General features: G+C 67.1%; 10 protein-coding genes. 2 read left to right on the forward strand and 8 right to left on the reverse strand.

The window, feature by feature from the left end:
• Nucleotides 1-71: 71 nt before the first annotated feature.
• Genes VYL96_RS16430 through VYL96_RS16440 form a run of 3 tightly spaced genes read right to left on the reverse strand, consistent with a single transcriptional unit; the run spans nt 72 to nt 3,013 of the window.
• Nucleotides 72-1,067 (reverse strand): phosphotransferase family protein, encoded by a 996-nt coding sequence (locus tag VYL96_RS16430; RefSeq protein WP_375544730.1) that lies wholly within the window; start codon nt 1,065-1,067, stop codon nt 72-74.
• A 23-nt stretch (nt 1,068-1,090) separates the two neighbouring features.
• Complete coding sequence (locus VYL96_RS16435; protein WP_131885670.1) at nt 1,091-2,314, reverse strand: acyl-CoA dehydrogenase family protein; 1,224 nt, start codon at nt 2,312-2,314, stop codon at nt 1,091-1,093.
• Between the two features lie 30 nt (nt 2,315-2,344).
• Nucleotides 2,345-3,013 (reverse strand): HAD family hydrolase, encoded by a 669-nt coding sequence (locus VYL96_RS16440; protein ID WP_131885686.1) that lies wholly within the window; start codon nt 3,011-3,013, stop codon nt 2,345-2,347.
• A gap of 93 nt (nt 3,014-3,106) precedes the next feature.
• Between VYL96_RS16440 and VYL96_RS16445 the strand changes: the two genes are divergently transcribed.
• Nucleotides 3,107-4,477, forward strand: coding sequence for an MFS transporter (locus tag VYL96_RS16445; RefSeq protein WP_131885669.1), 1,371 nt, complete (start codon nt 3,107-3,109; stop codon nt 4,475-4,477).
• On the forward strand, nt 4,474-5,283 hold the full coding sequence (locus tag VYL96_RS16450; RefSeq protein WP_131885668.1) for an enoyl-CoA hydratase-related protein: 810 nt from the start codon (nt 4,474-4,476) through the stop codon (nt 5,281-5,283). Before VYL96_RS16445 ends, VYL96_RS16450 begins: the two co-directional genes overlap by 4 nt.
• Before the next feature lie 107 nt (nt 5,284-5,390).
• Here VYL96_RS16450 and VYL96_RS16455 read toward each other — a convergent pair whose 3' ends face one another.
• The 5 genes from VYL96_RS16455 to VYL96_RS16475 all read right to left on the reverse strand — a co-directional run bounded on the left by VYL96_RS16455 (nt 5,391) and on the right by VYL96_RS16475 (nt 14,267).
• Nucleotides 5,391-6,353, reverse strand: a complete 963-nt coding sequence (locus VYL96_RS16455; RefSeq protein ID WP_131885667.1) for a phosphotriesterase family protein — start codon at nt 6,351-6,353, stop codon at nt 5,391-5,393.
• Nucleotides 6,354-6,527: 174 nt separating this feature from the next.
• Entirely contained in the window at nt 6,528-7,898 is a 1,371-nt protein-coding gene (locus tag VYL96_RS16460) for an MFS transporter (RefSeq protein ID WP_165928468.1), read from the reverse strand.
• Nucleotides 7,899-8,157: 259 nt separating this feature from the next.
• Nucleotides 8,158-9,786: an AMP-binding protein gene (locus VYL96_RS16465; RefSeq protein ID WP_329438317.1), complete on the reverse strand. Its 1,629-nt coding sequence runs from the start codon at nt 9,784-9,786 to the stop codon at nt 8,158-8,160.
• Between the two features lie 65 nt (nt 9,787-9,851).
• Nucleotides 9,852-13,043 carry a carboxyl transferase domain-containing protein gene (locus tag VYL96_RS16470; protein ID WP_131885665.1) on the reverse strand — a complete coding sequence of 1,064 codons (3,192 nt, stop codon included), beginning with the start codon at nt 13,041-13,043 and terminating at the stop codon, nt 9,852-9,854.
• 27 nt (nt 13,044-13,070) lie between these two features.
• Nucleotides 13,071-14,267, reverse strand: a complete 1,197-nt coding sequence (locus tag VYL96_RS16475; protein WP_131885664.1) for an acetyl-CoA C-acyltransferase — start codon at nt 14,265-14,267, stop codon at nt 13,071-13,073.
• Nucleotides 14,268-14,285: the final 18 nt, after the last annotated feature.

Raw genomic sequence — 14,285 nt, forward strand, 5'->3', positions numbered from 1 at the left:
CCGCTCCTTCAACCGGAGGCCCTCGCTCAACCGGGCTCAGCTTCCCGAGCCGGGAACGACCCTCTCGTAGATCACATCTCCCCTGCCTCATCGAGCACCGCATGAGCGCAGGCGACGAGCTCATCGACCGCCTCCGCCGGGATCTGACCCATCGCCGTGAGGTTGCGCGGATCGTCGAGCTGGCGCCGACGAACCCCCTCGAGAATGATCGCGAGCTTCCACAGTCCGAGACCATGCCAGAAGGGCAAGTCCGAAACGTCACGTCCTGACACCTCGGCGTAGTGCTCGACCAGCTCGGTCCGTGTTGCGAAGCCCGGCACGGTCGAGGCGTCGAAGCGCATCGTCGGCAGGTCTCCCTCTTGGGGCCAGTAGGCCAGCAAGGTGCCGAGGTCGGCGAGCGGGTCGCCGAGGGTGGCAAGCTCCCAGTCGAGGATCGCGCGCACCTGCGCGTCATCCGGGTCGATGATGATGTTGCGGAGGTGACTGTCGCCGTGGACGAGTGCGACTTCGCCGGGCGCCGGTTCGAGCCCGTGCAAACGATTCGTCAACCGATCCAGTTCGCCCAGCTCACGGGTGCGGGACAGCTCCCATTGACCAGCCCACCGACGCAGCTGCCGCGCGGCGTAGGGCTTGCGGCTCGCGAGGTCGGCGAGACCGACTTCCTCCAGATCGACAGCGTGAATGCGTGCCAGGGTCTCCGCCAGAGACAGCCCCACAGCGTGCCGAGCAGCCGGGGAAAGCCGCTCCGCATCCGCTCGATCATCGAGCACGAGCCCGTCGACGAAGGACACGACGAGTACCGGACGGTCGGCGACCGCCGGGTCCTCGCACAATCCGTGGACGACAGGCAAGGGTACCCGCGTGTCCTGGAGAGCCGAGAGAATCCGGTGCTCCCGCGCGACATCATGCGCGGAGGCGAGGATCTCGCCCATCGGTGGACGGCGTAACACCAACCGGCGGCCCCTGACGTCTGTCGCCAGGTAGGTCAGGTTGGACTGACCCAAACCCACACGTTCGTAGGTCAACGGCTGCTCGACCTCCACTCGCTCGGCGAGCCACTCCGTCATCGCCTCCGTGTCGATGCCCTCGATCACTTCTTCCGCCCCCACTCGGGATCGCGGCGACGGTACTCGCGACGCGCGATGGTCATCTTGTGCACCTCGTCCGGACCATCGGCGAGACGCAGGGTGCGCATATGGGCGTACCAGAGCGCGAGAGGGAAGTCGTCGCTCACGCCGCCACCGCCATGCACCTGGATGGCGCGGTCGATAACCTTCAACGCGACAGCTGGGGCCGCGACCTTGATCGCGGCGATCTCCGTGCGCGCCACCTTGTTGCCGACGGTGTCCATCATGTGTGCCGCCTTCAGGGTGAGCAGGCGGGCCATCTCGATCTCGATGCGCGATTCGGCGACCCAATCCATGATGTTGGCCCGGTTCGCCACCGGCTCGCCGAACGTCACCCGCGACTGTGCGCGGTCGATCATCAGGTCGAGGGCGCGCTCGGCGACACCGATGGCGCGCATGCAGTGATGGATACGACCCGGGCCGAGTCGTGCCTGGGAGATCATGAAGCCATCCCCCTCGCCGGCGAGAAGGGCGGAGCGGGGCACGCGCACATCGGTGAACGTCACCTCCGCATGACCTTCCCGATCCATGTACCCGAAGACCGGGAGACCGCGTTCGATCTTCACTCCCGGGGTGTCGAGGGGGACCACCATCATCGACTGCTGCCGGTGAATGGGGGCGTCTGGATCGGTTTTGCCCATGACGATCATGACCTTGCAGTTCTTGTGCAAGGCGTTCGACGTCCACCACTTGCGCCCGTTGATGACGTACTCGTCACCATCGCGCTCCATGCGGGTCTCGATGTTGGTCGCGTCGGAGCTCGCGACGGCGGGCTCGGTCATGGCGAACGCGGAGGCCATCTCGCCCGCGAGAAGCGGCCGCAGGTACTTTTCTTTGTGCTCCTCGGTGCCGAAGAGGGTGAGCACCTCCATGTTGCCGGTGTCCGGGGCGTTGCAGTTGATGGCCTCGGGTGCGATCTCAAGGCTGCGTCCGGTGATCTCGGCGAGGTGCGCGTACTCGAGGTTGGTCAGGCCCGGTCCCCACTCCGGATGCGGGTGGAACAGATTCCACAGACCCTGGCTACGAGCCTCGGCCTTGAGGTCTTCGAGCACCTGCGGCTGGTGGTTCGCATCGCCCGATGCACGCATCTGCTCGCGGTAGACGCTCTCCGCGGGATAGACGTGCTCTTCCATGAAGGTGAGGAGACGGTCGCGGTAGTCCTGTCCGCGCTCGCTGAGTTCAAACATCGTGGTGGTCCTTTTCTGATGGTGTGCCGGCTACTGGCCGATGACGGATGGGGCGGGCAGGTGCAAGAGGTCGTGAACGGCGCCGATCGTCTCCTCGGCGGTTCGGTGGAGGACGCCGGTGATTCCCAGACGGGCAGCACCGACGAGGTTGTGCTCGAGGTCGTCGACGAGCAGGCACTCATCCGGTGCCACGCCGAGCCGAGCACACGCGATGCGGTAGATCTCGCGTGATGGTTTGCGTACACCCACTTGAGCGGAGATCACACTGACATCGAAGAGTTCGTCGAGGTCGATGCGGGAATAACAATCCCGACCGAGGGAGTTGGAGACGAGCGCCACCGGTACGCCTGCGGCACGAATCCGGCGGACCAGGTCGATCATCGACGGGTCCAGCTCGAGGTGGGCGCCCAGGGCGGCCAGCAGCCCCCGCGCCTCGACCTTTCCCCCTGCCTCGACAAGGGCTGCCGCGAACGCATCCTCGAAACCCTCATCATCCAGCTGTCCCACCTCGTGCTCCACCAGCGCAGAGCGTGCCCCTTCATGGGTGCCGAGCACGCCAAGCACCTGACTCGGTTCGAGTCCCGCGTCGGCGGCGATTCCACGGAAGGCTGAACCCAGCGGGACCGTGAGCACTCCCCCGTAGTCGATCAGAAGTGCCCGCACAGGGCGCCCGTCGGACGGGGCCGTCACCGGAGACATAGACGTCAAAGCGGGACTCCTTCAAGGTTAATCTGACTACAGGTATACTTGAACCCTGATTCACCTTCAAGTCCTTGCCGCCTCGCCTGAGGAGTGACCATCTCCAGCGCCAGCCCGCCACCGGCACCGCACCGCGGGACGCTCGCCTGGGCCATCGCCGTGCTCTTCGGCGTGACCGGCCTCGGCAGCGCGGCGGTCGCTGTCGCCCTGCCGGCGATCGCGAACGATCTCAACCTCACAGCTGGTCGTGCCGCTCTCGTCGTCAGCTGCTACTCGCTGGCCCTTGCGGTGGGCAGCGCTCTCTTCGGACGCCTGGGCGACTTTTTCGGCATCCGGCTGCCCCTTCTCGTGGGCATATCGATCATGGTCACCGCGGCCTGTGCGGGGGCGCTCGTCGATTCCCTCCCGGCCCTCATCGCTACACGCACCCTGCAGGGACTGGGAGCTGCAGCCGTCCCGGCGCTGACCATCGCCGCAGTCCAGGCGCTATTCGCGGGCGACTCGAGAGCGCGCGCCATGGCGACGTACTCAGGCATCGGAGCGACCATCAACGCACTCGGTCCGGTGGCCGGGGCCCTGCTCGTCGACCCCTTCGGCTGGCGGCCGGTCGTCGCCATCCCGGTGCTCACCCTGCTCATCGTTCCTCTCGTGAGGCGCGACCTGCCTACAGATCGCCAGCAGGGCGCGACGCTGGACCCCGCCGGAGTGGCCCTCATCGGGGGCGCGGCTATCGGCGCCGTGATGTCCCTGCAGGCAGCGACGCTGGGCCCGATCGTGGCGGCCGCAGGTGGCGCGCTCCTACTCGTCTGCGGACCCACCGCGGTCCTGCGTTCGCGCTGGCGGCCGCACGGGGTCGTGCCCGCCGGCCTCGTCAGCGACCGAATAGCCCGCCGGAGCCTACTCACCGCGGTGAGCCTTCCAGCGGCGTGGTTCGGAATCCTGGTTGCTGTACCCACGGTCCTCATCGCCGATGGATGGTCCGGGGCGCGAGTCGGACTACTTCTCGTCCCCTGCGCCGCGCTCGGTATCGTCGCGCCGCGCATCACCGGCCCGATGCTCATCAGGTTCGGCGCGCCGCGCAGCCAACTTCTCGCGACGATCGGAACCACCTCGGCCATAGCTCTGGCCGCCACGGGAGCCGCCCGGGTAGACGCCGTCGCCCTCATCGCTGCCACACTCGTTCTCGTGCTCGCCTTCGGCCTGGGGCAGCCCGCGATGACCGCGCTCGTAGCCGACTCGGTGCCCGTGAACACCCGGGGCGGGGCCCTCGGTCTACTGACTTTGGTCTTCCTTCTGGGCGGCAGTTTGGGCGCAGCCGCGGTTGGCGGTCTCGGTGAGGCCATCGGCTTCCCCAGGGCCATGCTCGTGCTGGCCGTCCTCCCGATGATCGCCACCATCGCTTTCGTCCGACCATTCCCTTCCACCCGGCCCCGATCCGAACCCCGACACCAGGAGATCCCGTGACTGATACCGACCACGTCCTCTACGACATCACTGAGGGAATCGCGACCATCACCCTCAACCGGCCGGACCGACGAAACGCGATGTCGGTGCCGATGATCGAGCGACTCGGCGAACTACTCGCACACGCCGACGAGGATCCCGCCGTGCGCGTTCTCGTCCTCACCGGCGCGGGACGCGCATTCTGCGCTGGTGGCGACGTCCAGCAGTTCGACGAGGACGGCGGAGAAGGAGGCGGCGCCACCGAGGTCGACCCCGACGCGGTCGCCGAGCAGCTGCGCCACCAGGAACTCACCGTCGGGCGTCTGCACGCCTTCACCAAGCCGACGATCGCGGCCATTCCCGGCGCTGCAGCCGGCGCCGGACTGGGCTTGGCCCTCGCCACCGATCTGCGAATCGGAACACCACGGACCGTCATGGCGACGGCTTTCGCCGCAGTGGCACTGTCCGGCGACTTTGGCGTCGCGTGGCTGCTCGACCGGCTGGTCGGCCCGGCGCGTGCTCGCGAGTTGCTGCTGCTGAATCCCCGCCTCGACGGACAAGCATGTCTCGACCTGAATCTGCTCACCCAACTCGTCTCCGAAGATGAGCTCACACGGATGACCACAGAGCTCGCGACCCGTCTGGCCAACGGCCCGGCACTGACCCTGCGGTACATCAAGAGCAATCTGCGAGAGGCCCCGCACCAGACGTTGTCGGAGTCCATGATGGGAGAGGTCCCGCGACACAAGGAGTGCGGACTGACCGACGACCACGTCGAGGCGGCCCGGGCGTTCGTCGAGAAGCGCCCCCCGGTCTTCGCGCACTGACTGCTACCAGATTCCAGCCCCGCCCCGCCCCGCCTGAGTCGGGGCGGGGCGGGGCGGGGCAGGACGTATAGGCCAGTCACCCGGCGTCACCGCAGTACCGGAATGGATCACCCTTCGAAGTACGCGCGCGGATTCTTGATGAGCATCGTGTCTATGTCGTCCTGTGACGCACCGCCCTCGAGGAGCGCGGGGATGACGTCCTCACTGATGTGCCGGTAGTTCCACTGCGGGACCACCCGGCGCTTGGCTTCGGGGTCGAACCAGTCGATGAAGCACGCCGCATCATGTGCGAGCACCATCCGCTCGGCGTAGCCGCGGCGCAGCATCTCCAACACCGTGGCCACCCGATCCTCGAAGGGTAGGAGTACGTCCAGCCCAAACCGATCCATACCCAGGTAGGAGCCCGCGTCAGCGACCTTGCAGAGGTAGTCGACGTCGGTGGTGTCCCCGCTGTGGCCGATCACGACCTTCGACAGGTCGGCACCCTCTTCGGCGAGCACGCTCTGGGCCACAAGGCCCGAGCCGGTGTGGGGGTTGGTGTGCACCGTGATCGGAGCACCACTTTCGGCGCTGGCGGCACCGACTGCCCGCATCGCTCGCTCGACGCCCGGGGTCAGACCCTGCTCTTCGATGGCGCACTTGAGGAAGCCGGCACGCACGCCCGTGTCGGCGATGCCCTCGCGCAGGTCCTTAAGAAAGAGCTGCGTCAGCGGTTCAGGGACGTCGAAAAGGAGACCGGGACCCGTGTAGTGGAACTGGAAGGGGATCTCGTTGTACGTGTACAAGCCGGTGGCGACGACGATGTTGACGTCGACCTGTTCGGCTACCCGCTGCACTCGAGGTAGGTAGCGACCCAGTCCCAGTACAGTCGGGTCGAGGATCGTGTCGATTCCCAGGTCAGGCAGTTGTCCGAGTTCTGCTACCGCCTCGGCGACCTTGGCATCTTCGTCCCAGTCGTCTTGGTAGTTCTCCCGGTACTCCTCCCCCAGCACGAAGATGTGTTCGTGGGCCAGCACTCGGCCGAGATCGGCGGAGTCGATATCCCCTGTCACTGTCGGGACGGTCGCCATAGCTTTCTCCTTCTGGCTCTCAGGTGTAAAAAAGCGGTAGTTGAATGCGGATACAGGCGCTGGTCGAGCCCGCGTTTCCGCGAGGATCACACCCGCGGCTCGGGACCGTTGTCCTATCGCCGGGCATGTGGGTTGTCAGAATTCGCCGTACGAGATCGTGGACGAACCGCCGGGTCAGAGCGCGTGTCCGGGGATGACCACGGGCTTTTCGGTCTTGTGCTCGACCAGCTCCTGCGTCGGGTTCTCACTGTCGTGGCGCTCGAGCAGCTTCCTCAGCAGGGGGACAAGCAACAGTCCGATGAAGGTCGTGCCCACGACTACCCACAGTCCGGAGGACGGTGAGCCGGTTGCCGTCTCCGCAAGACCGAAGGCGTACGGCCCCACGAAGGCACCGGTGAGTCCGATGGTGTTGACGAAAGCCAGGCCGGCAGCTGCGGCGACTCCCCCCAGGCGAGCCATGAGGACGGACCAGTAGAGAGGCTGAACCCCCACGATGAAGAGCATGGCCGCGCTGAGGATGAGCATCTTGGTCACCGGATTCCCGACCAAGATGAACAGCAACGCCAGGACGATCACGGCCGCGGTCGTGATGCCGATGAGCCGCACCTCCGTGCCGGGATTGCGCTTGAGTACACGGGGGATGAACACCACGCCGATGACGGCACCGATGCCGACGACGCCCGAGATGAGTCCGATCATGAAGCTGTCGGTCACATTCATCGCCTCGACGATCGAGGGGACGAAGAAAATGACGCCGTAGGTCGCAATCTGGTTGATGAAGTAGATGCCCGCGATGGCCAGCAGAAAAGGCTTGGACATCGCAGTACGGACGATTGCGCCCGGGTTCGACTCCTCGACCTCGTTCCCGACGGCGCGGCGAGTCAGTTCGCGCGCCTCCTCCGGTTCGAGCCATGGTGCCTTCTCCGGCGAATTGGGCAGCGTGATGTACAGGATGACGCCGAGGATCACAGTCGGGATGCCCTCGAGTATGAAGAGCCACTGCCAGCCGTGCAGACCCGCGATGCCGTCCAACTTCATGAGTGCACCGCCGATGGGGTTGGCGACGATGAAGGCGACGGATGAGGCCGTGAGAATGAGGCCTACAGCCGTGGCGCGATCCTTCTGCGCGAACCAGGTGGTGATGAGGTACATGATTCCGGGGTAGAGACCAGCCTCGGCCGCGCCCAACAGTAGACGCAGGATGTAGAAGGTCATGGGGCTCGAAATGAACATCATCGCGATGGTGATGAGGCCCCAGGTGAGAGCGATGCGGCTGATCCACACCTTGGCCCCGATCCTGTGCAGGATCAGGTTGCTCGGCACCTCGAGGAACGCGTACGTGATGAAGAACAGGCCCGCTCCGAGACCGTAGGCCGCTGCGTTGATCCCTGCGTCGATTTCCAGCGCGTTCTTGGCGAGACCGACGTTGGTCCGGTCGACGAAGGCCATGAAGTAGGCCGCCATGAGCAGGGGCACCAGTCGCAGGAAAACTTTCCTGGTCGCCCTCGCGTGCACAATGTCTGACGCCGCTGTTGGTGCTGTCATCTGGACTCCTGTACTCGAACTCTGATTCAAGTCCCAATATTGAACTCAGATTCAGTTTGTGTCAAGGGTCACATCAGTCGACTTCGCCCGGCGCCCGGACCAGCTCCCCCACACGGCTGCCCGGGACGTGCCGGGGACACGGCGGAACCATCCTGACCAGTTCTGATGAGGATGGGGAAGGACTGTCTGCCCTCGTACTCCCAGGGCATGCGTGGGGTCTCGCCCTCGGATGGGCATGAGAATTCGCGACAGGAAACCCTCAGTCCAGAGTGTCGGCGAGCTCCTGCGCACGGGTCAGCAGCGTGAGTTTGCGGATTTTGCCCGTATCGGTGAGCGGAAAGGACTCGACCACTTCGACGAGCGGCACCTTGTAACTCGCCATCCGGCTGCGAGCCCACTCCTCCACCGCTTCCGCGGACAGTGATCCGCCGGCTCGGGCACTGACGAAGGCGACCGGCCGCTGTCCCGTCACCGAGTCCTCGGCCGGGACGACCGCCACCGAGCCGATGTCGGGATGGTCAGCGAGAATCATCTCCACCTCGGCGGGGAATACGCTCATGCCCCTGACCTTGATCAGGTCCTTGCTTCGCGCCAGGTAATGCAGGCAACCGTCGTCGTCGAGATAACCGGTGTCACCTGTGTGAAGCCAGCCATCGCGCAGCTGCGCGGCGCTGGCTTCCGGATTACGCCAGTAGCCGTTCATGATCGAAGGGCTCCGGAGGAGGATCTCCCCCGCCTCACCGAAGGGCATCGGGTCGGCGGTCACCGGGTCCACGACGATCACATCGGTCCCCGGAACCGGCAACCCGCAGAAGACGGGTTCTGTCAGCAAGTCGTGGTCGTTCAGATGGAAGCCGTAGGGCACGACGTCGACTGTGTGGCTCTCTGTCATGCCGTAGGACCCCTCCCGCAAGACCGACCCTTCACCGATGACATCAGACCATCGCCTACGGATCTCGGGAGTCAGTTTTTGGATGAAGGACATCGCCATGGGCGCGACGAAAGAGGTCAGGTCACGTTCCTCAACTCCGGGCACGCGCAGGATGTCGAGGAAGTTCTCGACGGTCGCCGCCGTCATGGTCACCCGGTGCCGTTCGACGAGGTCGACGACCGCGGCCGCGTCCCACCGTTCGAGCAGGACCGTCGTGCCCCCCAGCACGAGCGGGATGAGGATGCCCAGATCCTCCCCCGCGATCCAAAAGACCGGGATGAAACACAGTGACACGATGTCGTCGTCGACGAGACCGTTGGCCCCCGCCCCGCTGACCGCGGTGTAGACCATGTGCCGTTGGGTGTGCTCGCATCCCTTGGGCAGCCCGGTCGTGCCGCCGGTGTAGTTGAGCGCGGCGAGAGCGTCGAGGTCTCGTGCGGGCTCGGACAACGGCTCCGCGTCGACCGTCTCGGACCAACGGACCACCTCGACCCCGTCGACGGAGGGCAGTGGGTCCCCCTCTCCCCCGAGAACCACCACAGTGCGCACCTCGGTCTCGGCGGCGATGCTGCAGAGTCTGTCCGCCAGGGCGGCGCTGGTCACGACCACCTGGGCACCGGAATCACCGAGCTCATGGCGGAGCTCGGCGTGTTGGAACATCGGATTGACAGGGACGTGCACGCATCCCGCCCGCAGGGTCCCGAGGAAAGCCACGATGAACTCGGGCACGTTACCGAGGTGAACGCCCACGCGCTCCCCGGGTAGCACCCCGTGCGCCCGCAGCCAACCGGCCCACCGGGCATGACGGTCGGCGAGAGAACGGTAGTCGATCCTGACATCACCGTGAATGACGGCTGGCCGATCGGGGCGCTCCCGGGCCCACGCGTCGACATACTCGGGCACGGTGAGATCGCCCAGGGGGTGGACGACATCGCGCGGTGTGTCCGCGGGACGCACTCTCTCCTGGCGCCGTCGGACGTCCTCTACGTGTCGGGTGTGGTTCACTCCTGCGCTCCTCCGGTTCACCAGGTGTCGATGTAGCGGGTAGACGTGTCGACCGCGGCCGGGGTCGCCGCTGCCGCCGTGAGAATCCACCGGCGGGTGTCGGCCGGGTCGATGACGTCATCGAGTTCGACAGCGGCAGCGGCGTTGACGGCCCGCCCGCGCTCGTACATGTCGGCCAACAATTTCTCTTCGAGCTCGCGTCGTTCGACCGGATCGGCGATAGCCTCGAGTTCGCGGCGGAAACCGAGCCGCACGGCCCCCTCGAGCCCCATCCCTCCGACCTCGCCGGTGGGCCAGGCGAGCGTCGCGGCCGGTCGGTGGAATCCGCCGGCAGCCATCGCCTGCGCCCCCAGCCCGTAGGCCTTGCGCAGGACGACGGTGACGATCGGGACCCGCAGGTGGGCCCCGATGACGAAGAGACGGGCGAAGTGCCGCACGGTGGCGGTGCGCTCGTGATCGGGCCCCACCATGAATCCCGGGGTGTCGCACAGCGAGACGACGGGTAGCCCGTGGGCGTCACAGAGTTGCAGAAAGCGAGCGAGCTTGTCGGCGGCCGGTGCGTCGATCGCCCCACCGAGGTGGCGCGGGTTGTTGGCGACAAGACCCATCGGGCGTCCCTCGATGCGCACCAGGCAGGTGACCACCCCACGCGCGAAGCCTGCTCGCAGCTCCAGCACCGAGCCCTCGTCGGACAGCGCCTCTATCGCGGCGTGGATGTCGTAGGCCCGGACCCGGTTCTCAGGGACGACGTGGCGCAGTGCACGCTGATCGACTGCGGCCCACTCCGGCTGCACACCCTGGAAGTAGCCGAGGTAGCGCCGGGCCACCGCGACCGCCTCCGCCTCGTCGGCCACGACGACGTCGACGACGCCGTTGCCGCTCTGGACGTCGATGGGGCCGACCTCGTCCGGAGAGTAGAGCCCGAGGCCACCGCCTTCGATCATCGCCGGGCCGCCCATCCCGATGGTCGAGTCGCGGGTGGCGATGACGACATCGCAACACCCGAGGAGGGCGGCGTTGCCCGCGAAGCAGCGGCCGGCGGCGATGCCGATCGTGGGCACCTGCCCGCTGAGGCGCCCCATCGTCGCGAAGGTCGGCACGTCGAGGCCACTGACCACGGTCGTGTCGGTATCGCCGGGACGACCACCGCCACCTTCGGCGAAGAGGACCACGGGCAGCCGCTGCTGCTCTGCCAGCTCGAGCATGCGGTCTGTTTTCTTGTGGTTGAGGTATCCCTGGGTACCGGCGAGGACGGTGTAGTCGTAGGCGAGGACGGCGCAGCGGGTGTCCTCCGCCGGGGCCGCCGTGACCCGGCCGATCCCGGTGATGATGCCGTCGGCCGGTGTGTTCGCGATGAGGTCTTCCTCGGTTCGGCGGGCGCGTTGGGCCGCCACGGCGAATCCGCCGTACTCGACGAAACTGCCCTCGTCGACGAGGTCGGCGATGTTCTCCCGAGCGGTCCGCTGGCCGCGGGCGTGGCGCTTGGCGACCGCCCCGGTCCGGGCCTCGTCCATGAGCCGGGCGCGTCGCTCGAGCAGCCGCGTGAGGTCGGGCCGCTCCGAGTCGAGGTCGGGGCCGTCCTCGGCGACACCGGCCGCGGACTGGTCCGCCGACGGCCTGAGCCTCGCGATCAGGTCGCCGGCGGTTACGCTCGCGCCTGCGGAGGCCTGGACCGCCGTCACCTCCCCGGAAGCCGGCGCCGGTACGAGGTGCTCCATCTTCATCGCTTCGATGATCACGAGCGGTGTGCCTGCGGCGACGTCTTGTCCCTCCTCGACGAGCACAGCGATGACTGTCCCGCTCATCTCGGCGAGAATCTCTCCGTCCGTCAGGTCCGACGGCCCCGCTGCCCGCGTCAGGCCGGCGGAGTCGAACCACGTCGTCGTAACCGACCACGTGGGCAGGTCGGCATGCGCGAGCAGTTCGCGCAACGTGGCCAAGTTGGTGTCCAGGCCCCCGACCGTGCACTCATCGAGAGCCCAGCGCGCCTTGGAAAGCGCCCCGGCCTGCCCTTCCTGGCTGTGGGTGATGACCTTCGCGACGAGGGAATCGAAGGAGCCGTCCACGCGCGTGCCCTCTACGAGGTGAGTGTCGACGCGCACCCCCGGCCCGGCCGGCAGGGCGAGGGCGGAGACGACGCCGCTCGCCGGGAGGACCTCGCCGTTGCTGCCCGTGCGCTCGGCCGCCACCCGCAGTTCCACAGCCGCACCGACGACGCGGGGAGGCGATGCCAGACCGAGATCGGTCAGGGTCCCGCCCAACGCGAGACGCAGTTGGGTGAGAACGAGGTCGACACCGGTGACGAACTCGGTCACCGGGTGCTCGACCTGCAGTCGCGGGTTGACCTCGATGAACCACCAACGGGTCGGATCGTCGGCGTCGACGAGGAACTCGACCGTCGCGAGACCGCGGTAGCCACGGCCGGACAGGAGCCGGCGGGCCGCCGCGTGGAGATCGGCCCGTACCGCGTCGGGCAGGCCGGGGGCGGGCGCGACCTCCACAATCTTCTGGAAACGTCTCTGCACGGTGCAGTCCCGCTCGCCGAGATGGGTGATCTTGTCGCCGTCCCCGATGACCTGCACTTCGATATGGCGCGCCCTCTCGACGTAGAGCTCGGCGAAGAGGGCCCCGGAGCCGAAACCACGCTCGGCTTCCGACCGGGCCCGCTCCCATGCCTCACCCAGTTGCTCCCCGGAGGGGACTGCGCGCATGCCACGACCGCCCCCTCCGGCCGCCGCCTTGATCATGACGCCGGCGGGCTCCTGCTCGCGGGCGAAGGCCTCCGCCTGCTCGCGTGTGACACCGACATCGGTGGCGGGCAGAACCGGCACCCCGGCCTCCTGAGCCGCCGACCGGGCGCTGCCCTTGTCGCCGAACAGTTCGAGGAGCGACGCATCCGGACCGACGAAGGTGACGCCCGCGTCAGCACACGCCCGGGCGAGTGCAGGACTCTCGCTGAGGAAGCCGTAGCCGGGGTGCAGCAGGGTGCACCCGTGTTCCGTCGCCCCGGCGACGAGGGCGTCGGCGTCGAGGTAGGCCGCCGCGCCCTCACCCGGGAGGACGTGGACCGCCGTGGCGAGCCGAGCGGCGAGGGAGTCGACCTCGGCGCGGGTGACGGCGACGACGACGTCGAGACCGAGCTCACGGGCGGCCCGCACGATGCGCAGGGCCACTTCTCCACGGTTGGCAACGAAGACGGACTCGGGCACTCGGGCTCCTCAGTAGGGTTGGACGTCTCAGAAGATCTCGAACAAGCCGGCTGCACCCATGCCGCCTCCGACACACATCGTCACAATGCCGTACTTGGCGCCACGGCGACGGCCCTCGATCAGGATGTGCCCGGCCATACGGGCACCGCTCATGCCGTAGGGGTGGCCGATGGAGATGGCTCCGCCGTTGACGTTGTATTTCTCCGGGTCGATGCCGAGGATGTCGCGGCAGTAGAGGGCCTGTACGGCGAAGGCTTCGTTCAGCTCCCAGAGGTCAATGTCGTCGACGGTCAAGCCGTGTTGCTTGAGCAGCTTCGGCACCGCATAGACCGGACCGATGCCCATCTCGTCGGGCTCGCATCCGGCGACGGCGATCCCGCGCAGGGCACCGAGCGGGCTCAGTCCCAGACGTGAGGCCTCCGCGGCTTCCATGACGACCGCGGCGGAGGCTCCGTCGGAGAGCTGCGATGCGTTACCCGCGGTGATCGACATTCCCTCCGAGCCTGCCCCGGCGAGGACCGGATCGAGCTTGCGCAGGTCCTCGATGGCTGTTCCCGGGCGGTTACCCTCGTCCTTGGCGAGTGTCACCTTCCGCGACCCGACCTCACCCGTCGTGCGGTCCTTCGTGAGCATCGTCGACGGCAGCGGGACGATCTCGTCGTCGAAGGCCCCGGCCGCCTGGGCCGATGCGGTCCGTTGCTGGGACTGCAGCGCGTACTCGTCCTGGGCTTCCCGGCTGACGCCGTAGCGCTGCGCGACCACCTCCGCCGTTTCGAGCATCGACATGTACAGCGCGGGCACATGTCCGACGAGCCACGGGTCCTGCGCGCGGTAGTCGTTGATGTGTTCGTTCTGTACGAGCGAGATCGAGTCGACGCCTCCTCCGACGACGATGTCCATTCCGTCCATGGCTACCTGCTTCGACGCGGTCGCTATGGCCATGAGGCCGCTGGCGCACTGCCGGTCGACGGCCATCCCGGCGACGGATACCGGCAGCCCGGCACGCATCGCGGCCTGCCTACCGATGTTCATCGCGGTCGAACCCTGCTGCAGGGCCGCGCCGATCACGACGTCCTCGACGCGCGCGTCGTCGACGCCGGCGCGGTCGACGGCGTGCCGCACGGCATGGCCGATGAGCTCCTGGGCCTGGGTGTCGTTGAAGGCGCCGCGGTAGGCGCGGCCGATCGGGGTTCGGGCCGTGGAGACGATGACTGCTTCACGCATGGTGGGTCCTCTGTGGTG

The organism is Dietzia maris, assembly GCF_036287335.1.
In the GTDB taxonomy this organism is placed as follows: Bacteria; Actinomycetota; Actinomycetes; order Mycobacteriales; family Mycobacteriaceae; genus Dietzia; species Dietzia cinnamea.

Bases quoted from the DNA above. Each gene is read 5' to 3' on its own strand.
- VYL96_RS16430 (WP_375544730.1), bottom strand. From the start codon at position 1,067: ATGACGGAGTGGCTCGCCGAGCGAGTGGAGGTCGAGCAGCCGTTGACC.
- VYL96_RS16435 (WP_131885670.1), bottom strand. From the start codon at position 2,314: ATGTTTGAACTCAGCGAGCGCGGACAGGACTACCGCGACCGTCTCCTC.
- VYL96_RS16440 (WP_131885686.1), bottom strand. From the start codon at position 3,013: ATGTCTCCGGTGACGGCCCCGTCCGACGGGCGCCCTGTGCGGGCACTT.
- VYL96_RS16455 (WP_131885667.1), bottom strand. From the start codon at position 6,353: ATGGCGACCGTCCCGACAGTGACAGGGGATATCGACTCCGCCGATCTC.
- VYL96_RS16460 (WP_165928468.1), bottom strand. From the start codon at position 7,898: ATGACAGCACCAACAGCGGCGTCAGACATTGTGCACGCGAGGGCGACC.
- VYL96_RS16475 (WP_131885664.1), bottom strand. From the start codon at position 14,267: ATGCGTGAAGCAGTCATCGTCTCCACGGCCCGAACCCCGATCGGCCGC.